The organism is Deltaproteobacteria bacterium (genome assembly GCA_009930495.1).
Lineage (GTDB): Bacteria > Desulfobacterota > Desulfovibrionia > Desulfovibrionales > Desulfomicrobiaceae > Desulfomicrobium.
In genome coordinates, this window is record RZYB01000110.1 from 1 (window position 1) to 9,414 (window position 9,414).

9 protein-coding genes, 1 tRNA gene and 1 other RNA gene are annotated in these 9,414 nt (G+C 59.9%); 9 read left to right on the forward strand and 2 right to left on the reverse strand.

Annotated features, from left to right (window positions below):
• Nucleotides 1-289 precede the first annotated feature (289 nt).
• From hisD to EOL86_09670, 8 genes are all read left to right on the forward strand, one after another.
• A complete protein-coding gene (gene hisD / locus EOL86_09635) occupies nt 290-1,591 on the forward strand; it encodes a histidinol dehydrogenase (GenBank protein ID NCD25834.1) in 1,302 nt (433 codons plus the stop codon).
• Nucleotides 1,592-1,603: 12 nt separating this feature from the next.
• The gene (locus tag EOL86_09640) at nt 1,604-2,503 is read left to right on the forward strand and encodes a phosphoribosylaminoimidazolesuccinocarboxamide synthase (GenBank protein NCD25835.1); all 900 of its coding nucleotides are present in this window, start codon (nt 1,604-1,606) and stop codon (nt 2,501-2,503) included.
• Nucleotides 2,504-2,530: 27 nt separating this feature from the next.
• Entirely contained in the window at nt 2,531-3,295 is a 765-nt protein-coding gene (locus tag EOL86_09645; GenBank protein NCD25836.1) for an enoyl-ACP reductase, read from the forward strand.
• Nucleotides 3,296-3,401: 106 nt separating this feature from the next.
• Entirely contained in the window at nt 3,402-3,842 is a 441-nt protein-coding gene (gene trxC, locus EOL86_09650) for a thioredoxin TrxC (protein NCD25837.1), read from the forward strand.
• Between the two features lie 90 nt (nt 3,843-3,932).
• Nucleotides 3,933-4,024 (forward strand) — tRNA-Ser (locus EOL86_09655).
• Between the two features lie 15 nt (nt 4,025-4,039).
• Nucleotides 4,040-4,135, forward strand: an RNA gene (ffs, locus tag EOL86_09660) — signal recognition particle sRNA small type.
• A 752-nt stretch (nt 4,136-4,887) separates the two neighbouring features.
• Entirely contained in the window at nt 4,888-5,700 is an 813-nt protein-coding gene (locus EOL86_09665; protein NCD25838.1) for a hypothetical protein, read from the forward strand.
• Between the two features lie 105 nt (nt 5,701-5,805).
• The gene (locus EOL86_09670; GenBank protein NCD25839.1) at nt 5,806-6,897 is read left to right on the forward strand and encodes a M20 family peptidase; all 1,092 of its coding nucleotides are present in this window, start codon (nt 5,806-5,808) and stop codon (nt 6,895-6,897) included.
• Here EOL86_09670 and EOL86_09675 read toward each other — a convergent pair.
• Together EOL86_09675 and EOL86_09680 are read right to left on the reverse strand one after the other, a co-directional pair.
• Entirely contained in the window at nt 6,894-7,286 is a 393-nt protein-coding gene (locus EOL86_09675; GenBank protein NCD25840.1) for a TM2 domain-containing protein, read from the reverse strand. The two genes, EOL86_09670 and EOL86_09675, sit on opposite strands and share 4 nt — an antisense overlap.
• Nucleotides 7,287-7,288: 2 nt before the next feature.
• Nucleotides 7,289-8,308: a hypothetical protein gene (locus EOL86_09680; protein ID NCD25841.1), complete on the reverse strand. Its 1,020-nt coding sequence runs from the start codon at nt 8,306-8,308 to the stop codon at nt 7,289-7,291.
• Between EOL86_09680 and EOL86_09685 the strand changes: the two genes are divergently transcribed.
• On the forward strand, nt 8,309-9,414 hold a 1,106-nt coding region (locus EOL86_09685), incomplete at its 3' end, for a M20/M25/M40 family metallo-hydrolase (protein NCD25842.1).

Below are 9,414 nucleotides of genomic sequence, written 5' to 3' on the forward strand. Positions count from 1 at the left end.
GTACATGATCTATGAAAACCTGGCCGCCATCAACGAATTGGGCTTTGTGTACCCTGAATTCGATGATGTAGATGACGAAGATACATCCTACTTCGCCACTGTCGGTTTCCAGTACAAGTTCTAATCCAGGTTTTTATACCTGACGCCGAAAAGGCCGAAGTCGCAAAGCTTCGGCCTTTTCTTTTTTCCTCGATCCCAGGAACCGCGCTCGGCCGTTATGGAGAATTGACTTACCCGGACCGCGCGGCATAGGACGGACATTCACGTTCACCACTATTTAGAGAAAACCATGCCTATTCGCACCATATCCTATATTTCCCAGGCGGACTGGCCTGAAATCAATTCCTGGCTGTCCCGCCGTGACGCCTCGGAACACAATGTCGAGCCCATTGTCCGCGACATCCTGACCGCTGTCCGCGAACGGGGCGACGCGGCCGTGGCCGAATACACGCGCCGCTTTGACTGTCCGACCCTGACCGAGGACACCCTGGTTGTCCCGCCCGACCAGATCAAGGCCGCCCTTGATCTCATTCCCGCCGAAGACGCGGCCATCATCCGCGAGGCGTCGGACAACATCCGCGCCTTCCACGAAAAACAAAAGCAGCAGTCGTGGATCACCATGCCCACGCCGGGCACGACCCTGGGTCAAATGGTACTACCAGTGGAACGCGCCGGTCTTTATGTGCCTGGCGGGCAGGGCGGAGAAACCCCGCTTATTTCCAGCCTGCTCATGAACGCCATTCCCGCCTTGGTGGCGGGAGTGGGCACCCTTTGCGTGGTCAGTCCACCACGCTCCGACGGCACGCTGAACCCATATATCCTGGCCACGGCGGCCATTTTAGGAATCGATCAGATTTGTGCTTGCGGTTCGGCCTGGGCCATCGCGGCCTTGGCGTACGGAACGAAGCGTATACCCAGAGTCGATGTCATCGCGGGGCCGGGAAACATTTTCGTGACCACGGCCAAGCGCCTGCTGGTGGGCCAGGTGGGAATCGACATGATCGCGGGCCCAAGCGAAATCGCCATCTTGGCCGACTCCACGGCCAATCCGAAATGGCTGGCTGCGGACATGCTCTCCCAGGCCGAACACGATCCCCTGGCCTCCAGCCTGCTGGTCTCTCCCGATGCGAACCTGTTGGCGGCCGTCAAGACGGAGCTGGGCACGCAGCTTCCTGCCCTGCCCCGTGCGGATATCGCTGGCGCGTCCCTGAGCAACTGGAGCGCCTTGATCCAGACTCCCGACGTGACAACCGGCCTGGACCTGATCAATCTTCTCGCCCCGGAGCATTTTGAGCTGAGCGTGGCCAACCCTTGGGACATGGTCGGCATGGTCCGCAACGCCGGGGCCGTGTTCATGGGGCACTGTGCTCCAGAACCCATCGGCGACTACTTCGCCGGGCCCAATCACGTGCTGCCGACCCTGTCCACGGCCCGTTTCTCCTCGGCCCTGTCCGTGGAGACATTTTGCAAAAAGACCAGCCTGATCTGCACCAACCAGGCCTATATCCAGAACCATGGACGCAAGGTGGCCCGCCTGGCTCGCCTGGAAGGCCTGGAGGCCCACGCCCGCAGCGTGGAACATCGACTCTAATCCGGAGACGCCATGAACATTGTCACCAAAACCAACATCCGGGAATTTCCCCTTGTTTCACGCGGGAAAGTCCGGGATATTTACGAAATCGACGCCGAAACCCTGCTCATCGTGACCACGGACCGCATGTCGGCGTTTGACGTGATCATGAACGAGCCCATCCCCTACAAGGGCGTGGTCCTGAACCAGATCACCCTCTACTGGATGAACGCCTGCACGGATCTCGTGGCCAACCACCTCTTGGCCACGGATGTCCGGGATTTTCCGGCGGCCCTGGCCCCGCACCGGGACGATCTGGACGGTCGCGCCGTTATCGCGCGCAAAGCCAAGCCCCTGCCCATCGAATGTATTGTTCGCGGCTATATCACCGGGTCTGGCTTCAAGGACTACAAGGCCACGGGGTCGGTCTGTGGGTACAAGCTGCCCATGGGCCTGGTGGACTCGGACAAGCTGGAAGCGCCACTCTTCACCCCCTCGACCAAGGCCGAGCTGGGTGCCCACGACGAGAACATCACCCTCGCCGACGCCAAGGCCCGCATTGGAGAGGGCTTGGTCAAGAAAATCCAGGATCTTTCCCTGGCCATTTATTCCCGTGGTCGGGATCTGGCCTCTGCCCGGGGCATCATCATCGCCGACACCAAATTCGAATTCGGGTTGCACGGCAAGGAGCTTTTGCTCATCGACGAAGTCATGACTCCCGACTCCTCCCGGTTCTGGCCCGCGGATCGGTACGCGCCCGGAAAATCCCAGCCCAGTTTCGACAAACAGTATCTTCGGGACTGGCTGACCGCCACCGGTTGGACCAAAACCCCGCCGCCACCAACGCTACCGGCCGAGGTCATCGCGGAAACCCAAAAAAAATACCTGGAAGCATACGAACTGCTGACCGGGACCCCTCTGCAACTGCCCTAGGGCACAGCCATCAATCGGAGAACGCACATGCTGGTTCAAGGGAAGAAGGCCCTTATTTTCGGCGTGGCCAATGACAAGAGCATCGCCTACGCCATTGCCAAGGAACTCAAAAACAATGGCGCGTCCATCGCGCTGTCCTATGCCGGGGAAGCGCTCCAAAAGCGAGTGGAACCCATCCACGCGGAATTGGGAGGGGATTTTCTTTTTCAATGCGACGTGACCAACGATCAGGCCCTGGCCGATTCCGCAGCCCTGGTGCGCGACAAGTGGGGCTCATTCGACATTCTTGTCCATTCGGTGGCCTTCGCCAACCGCGACGACCTCAAGGGTCGCTACGTGGACACTTCTCGGGACGGTTTCCACCTGGCCATGGACATTTCCGCCTATTCCCTGGTGGCGCTATGCCAAGCCTATGAAAAATTGATAAATGACAATGGCTCGATCATGGCCATGACCTACTATGGCGCCGAAAAAGTCATCACCAACTACAACATCATGGGCGTGGCCAAGGCCGCCCTGGAAGCCAGCGTGCGCTACCTTGCCATGGACATGGGCGAACGGGGCATACGGGTCAACGCCATCAGCGCCGGCCCCTTGAAAACCCTGGCCTCGTCCGGCATTTCCGGTTTCAAGACTATTTTGGGGACCATCGAGGAACGCGCCCCTCTGCGCCGCAACATCGTGCAGGAAGACGTCGGCAAGACCGGGCTCTTTCTGGCCTCGGATTTATCCCAAGCCATCACCGGCGAGGTCATCCACGTCGACTCCGGCTACAACATCATGGGTATCTAGCGGCAACCCCCTTCTCCGGAAGGGGGTTTTTGTTTCTCCCGCTTGCCGGGGCGCGTTCCGTGATTATCTCTGGCCAATCCGCAACCCACCATCCAGGAGACAGGCCATGGAAAAAATTCACGTCGTTTGCCCTCGCTGTCAAACAGTCAACGCCGTGCTTTTGGATAAAATCGGTCGGAATCCAATCTGCGCCAAATGCCAGACGCCGCTTCTGCCCCCGGCTCCCGTGGATTTAAGCGACGCCACCTTCGAGCGCTATGTCGCCCGCTCAACCCTGCCCGTCCTGGTCGATTTTTGGGCTCCATGGTGCGGCCCCTGCCGCATGATGGCACCGACATTCGCCCAGGCCGCCCAAGCCCTCCGTGGTCGGGTGATTTTGGCCAAAGTGGATACCGAGGCCAATCCCAAAATTTCTGGTCGATTCAACATCCAATCCGTGCCCAGCCTGGTCCTTTTTCGTGACGGAAGGGATCTCGCCCGCACGGCCGGAGCCATGTCCGAAGCCCAAATCACAGCCTGGCTGCGACAGCATTTGCCTCGAATCTGAACCAGCCGCCACCGCGCACAAAATATGCGATTTTGATTTTTTTACTTGCCAAAGCATCCGACCTCGCATAGAAGCGGACTTCCCGAATGCGGAGAGGTGGCCGAGTCTGGTTTAAGGCGCACGCCTGGAAAGTGTGTGTATCTTAACGGGTACCGGAGGTTCAAATCCTCTCCTCTCCGCCATTTTTTTCCGGAACACGCGGGAAGCCAGGTGGCGAAAACGCTGCCAACCCCGTCAGATCCGAAAGGAAGCAGCGGTAACAGTTGTTTCCGGGTACCTGGCTTCCCTGGCAGGAGCGAAACTTTTCGTTCCTGCCTTTTTTATTGCCCCGCCTGAATTTCAGTCATCCATTCCGCGCCAGCTCGAAAACTCCTCCCATTGCAATTCAAACTTTCTGTTTCCAACTCCGAACCGTTCTGGCGTATGCAACGATCCCACGATTGGAGCTGTTGCGGAAATTTTTCGTTTCCCGCCGGGGCCAGGACCAAGCCCACCAGAATGCGGACGCCCTGGAGTGCCCGCGATTCGCGGAGGCTGCGGCCACATATGGCCGACAAGGGCCACCGCGCAGGCCGATTTTTGACCCGCCCAGGGGCACCGCCTGGAAAACTAAAAATTTTCCTGCTCGCCGCCCGCTTGCCCGAATCACGGACCATTGATAATCACACCCAGACCACGGTTCTTTGTGACGCCCTGGCCCACGAAATCACGGGTGCCGGCCACGCCACGAAATTCCGGAAAGCGAATCGGACCAGTCACCACAAAGCCGGCGAACGTCGCCCATGAATGGCCGAAAACTCCAACAGATGGAGACGTGCATGGACCCAGACGACATCCCCTGCCCATTCTGTGGCGGACCAGCCCGGATCACCGGCAGGTGAGCCGGAGCCCGTATCACGTGCAGGTGCTGCGCGTGCGACGTGCTGGCGGCACACTACCGTGACGCCATCGAGGAATACAAAGAGAGGCTTTGCGACGGGATTGGCCAAGAGGCCCCCGGAGAAAATACACTTGTTCCCAAAACTTCATCCCAAGGAAACCGATCATGAAACGAATCCTCTCCGTGGCAGTTGTGTTTTTCGCCCTTGTCGGCTCAGCCCTGGCTTCCACGCCAGAAACGGCCCAATGCCTGCTGACCCTGGGTAACAAACTGTATGTGCTCGAGAAAAACCTCGAGACCAAGGGCGCGCTGGCGGCGATCATTGCCGATCCGGCTCTCGACGTGAATCCGACGGAACTTTTTGGACTGTCCGAAGGGCAGATCGCGACGTATCGACCCACGGCTTTTGGCGCCGACGCCGATGTCGCCGCGCTGGGCATGGACCTGACCGCCCCCCTGTATGTCATCCTCGGCCAGGACGCCGAAGCGGTCTGGGCCATGAACGTGGCCGTGGTCAAGGCGGCTCCGGAACTGATTCATGCCGTCATGAAAGGCCAGACCGCCGTTGTCGGCGCGACCTACGACCCCAAAACCGGCTGCGTGACCATTCTTGGCGGTCATCCGGATCTGCCGGTCCTGGCTGGCCAACATATTCTCGGGATCAAGGATGCCCAGCCGGCACCAGAAACTCCGGCGGCAGCAAATACGGCAGTTGAAGCCGTTTCCGCTGAACAAACCCCGTCAAACGAAGCGGAAAAAACCGAAACCCTGGACGCCGAGAAGCCCAAGGCCGAACCAGCCGAAGCCGAGGACATCGAAGCGGCTCACGCCAAGCCAGCCGACGCCCACGCCACGCCAGAAGCCGGCCACGAAGCCACCAGCGAAAGCGGTGGCTCCGGTCCCGTGGTCATTATTCTCTTCATCATTGCCCTGATCGGCACGGTCATTTTCATGGACAAGACCGTGCTCAAGCCCTAGCACGCATTCGGTCAAAACCGTGCCCGCCCGGTTTGGTCCGGGCGGGCACGGAATTCCCCCATGCGCCCGCGCGTTCACCCATCGCCGTCCACAAATAAGAACATCATGCCCCTACTTCCGGACATCCTCGATCTTACCCAAAGCCTGATCCGTATCCCGTCCGCGCACTCCAGGCCATCCGAAATCATGCGTTGCGCGGATTTCATCATGAATTGGTGCGCGCTAAACGGTCTGCACGCCCATAAAATCATCCAAAACGACACCCCGTCGATTTTGGTGCTGCCCGACGAACCAGTCCGTCTGCTGCTCATGACCCATTTTGACGTGGTCGAGGCGCCGGAAGAGCTCTTCACGCCACGCCTGGATGGAGACCGGCTTTTCGGACGGGGAGCCCTCGACGACAAATACGCGGTGGCTCTTTCCCTGATTATTTTCCGAAACCGACTACAGGCGCTCGCGGCCACCGGAAAAACCCAGAGCGACATGGCCCTGGGGCTTCTTATGACCGGAGACGAGGAAACTGGCGGGGAAAATGGAGCCGGGCACGCCCTGAAAATGATCCGGGCCGATCATGCCCTGGCCCTGGATGGAGGAAGCCCGGAGCGTATCGTCATCCGGGAAAAAGGCGTGATCGATATCCGTCTGACGGCCACGGGCACGGCCGCGCACGGAGCCAGGCCATGGTTGGGCCGTAACGCCATCGACATCATCCTGGACGACTGTGCCCGTCTGCGCGCCCTGTTCCCGAATCATGACGATCATGACGTGGACCACTGGCACCGGACGATCAACCTTGGACGCATCCAGGGAGGCGCGTCGATCAACCAGGTACCGGGCACGGCCCAGGCCTGGTTCAACATCCGCTATACAGAAAACGATGATCCCCAGGCCCTTGTCGCGGCCATGGCCGACCGGGTTTCCAGCACCCTGGACGTTTTGAGCGTGATTCCCGTTTTCGCGGCACCGCCCTCGACCCTCACGGACAGCCTGCTCCGTCTTTCCCCAGGAACAGTTCTCACCAAGGAACACGGGGCATCCGATGCCCGCTACCTCATGGATCACGGCATTCACGGCGCCATCTGGGGCGCGCAGGGCTTTGGCTCGGCGCACGGTACCGAGGAATGCGTGTCCATCCCCTCGATCGGGCACATCGCCCGGGTCATCGATGCCCTGGCGCACGAAGTGGAACAGCCCTAGCCTTCGGAAGCGTTGATGACCGTAATTTGGTCATTCAACGTCCAAAAATCATAAATATATCCAATCAGGAAAAATCCGCCGGTCAGGGCGTACAATATCCCGGTGATCCATTTTCCCATGTACATGCGGTGAACGCCCAAAATCCCCAAAAACGTGAGCAGCACCCAGGCCAGGGAATAATCAATACGCCCGGCTCTGAAACGCAAATCAGCCGTGCGGTCCATGGACGGGATAAGGAACAAATCCACGATCCAACCGATAAAAAGCAATCCCAGGGTCAAAAAATAGATGGTTCCGGAAATGGGCCGGCCGTAATAAAAACGGTGCGCTCCCGTGAAACCAAAAATCCAAAGCAGATAGCCCATGAATTTGCTGTGCGTGGTAGCCATGATCACTCCCGTGGGTTGAGATTTCCGAGCCATTCCAAAACCCTGGCCGCGCGGATCTGGTGCACGGCGTCTGGCAGATCCAGGTCCATGGTTTGGATCAATGTCACATCCTTCTGGCGTCGCAGGCACTCCAAATAAAAGCGATTCAACGAATCAAACTCATACTCGCCAGCCGCGTCATGGTAAAGCAGAACCGGAGAAGCGAAACCGTCCAGGCAATGCAACGGGGAGCGCGCGCTCAAAAAGCGATGCAATGCCGGACGGAGACGCACGGGCGTGGCCATGTCCGCGCTCAAGGCAAAAGCGGCCATGTCGATGACCGGATCAAGGCCGACCACGGCCCGGATCCGTCTGTCACGAGCGGCCAGTCGCAGCGCGAGAGTTCCTCCCAAGCCTTCCCCCATGACCCAGATGCGCTCCGGGTCCACCCACGGCAGACGCTTTTCGACCAGGTCCACGACCATCCGGCCGGTATCCAGCCCCCCACCAACCAACATAAACCGATCCAATTCCCGAGTCTGCTCGGCCACGGTGGCATTTTCCGCCCAGGCTCCCGGCACATCGAAGCCCACCGCGGCCACGCCCAACCGCGCCAGAAGGAGCAGCTGTTTCCGATCGGCATCCTCAAGGCGCCCACCCAAATTTTTCGTCATGGACACGGGCGGAACGAGCACGCAACCAACCCGACAGTTTCCCGGAGGCAACGCGATCCAGATCCGCTCCGGCGCGATGGTCGAGGCACGAGACGCCGCCAGCTCATGCCAGCGCACGCCAAAATCAAGGATTTTTGGCGGCCCAAGTTCCGGACCCGGCCAGGATTCCCGGCTTCCGGCATCGCCTCGAATCCACTCGGCCAGCGACGTGCCTCCGTCCGAATCGCAGCCAACAAGGCCAAAACACAATACCAGGACGAGCCACCACGTCTCTCTTCCGGTTGGACAGCATCCACGCCGTCGGAAGGTTGACCTTTTGGGCGTGACGGGCATAGATCCGCTGCATTTCATACTAAGGAACCCTTGCATATGATCAACACCGACCGCATTGTCTCCCTGTTCATGGACATGGTCCGCATCGACAGCCCGTCCTTGGACGAAAAAAACATGTCCGAGTACCTCCGAGGGCTGCTCGGCCCGCGTGGCTACACCATCCGTGCCGACAACGCCGGAGCCACCATTGGCGGCACCACGAACAACCTCGTCATCGGCGTCGCCGCCACCGGGCCGGGACACCCCCGGGCCTTCTCGGCGCACATGGACTGTGTCCCGCCCTGCGCCGGAATCCGCCCACACCTGGAAGACGGCGTCATCCGCAGCACCGGGGATACCGTGCTTGGCGGCGACGACAAGGCCGGCATCGCCGCCATCTTGGAAGCGCTTTTTCATCTGGAGGAAGAAAACATCCCCCACCCCGAACTCGAGCTCGTCTTCACCGTGTGCGAGGAGCACGGCCTGGTCGGGGCCAAGGCCCTGGATTTTTCCTTGGTCCGGTCCTCGGAGGTCGTGGTTCTGGATGCCGGCGGGCCAGTTGGGACCATCATTGTCCGTTCGCCGAGCAAGGCCGATATGACTATTGTTTTCCACGGCCGCGCCGCGCATGCCGGCATCGATCCGGAAAATGGCGTCAGCGCCATCCAGATGGCCGCCAATGCCATTGGCCGCATGCGCCTCCTGCGTATCGACGAGGAAACCGTGGCCAACCTGGGACGCATCGAAGGTGGCGGACAGACAAACATCGTCGCCGACACGGTCACGCTCACCGGCGAGGCGCGGGCCTACACCGAGGACAAACTCCTACGCCAAGTCGAGCACATGCGGCAATGCTGCCAGGAAGCGGCCGAGGATTTCAAGGGACATGTGGACTTCACCCATGTCATTGCCTACCCAGCCCTTGATGTCGCACCGGACAGCGTGCTCCTGAACCGCGCCCTGCGGGCCTGCGCGCGTCTTGGTCTGCCTTCGGCCGTCAAGGGCACGGGCGGAGGCAGCGACGCCAACATCTTTGCCGGCCATGGCTTGTCGTGCATCAACCTTGGCATCGGCATGAGCAAGGTCCATACCACGGACGAATTCATCACCGTGGCCAGTCTGGAGCAATCCGCCCGCCTGACGGCTGAATTGATGCGCAGCGA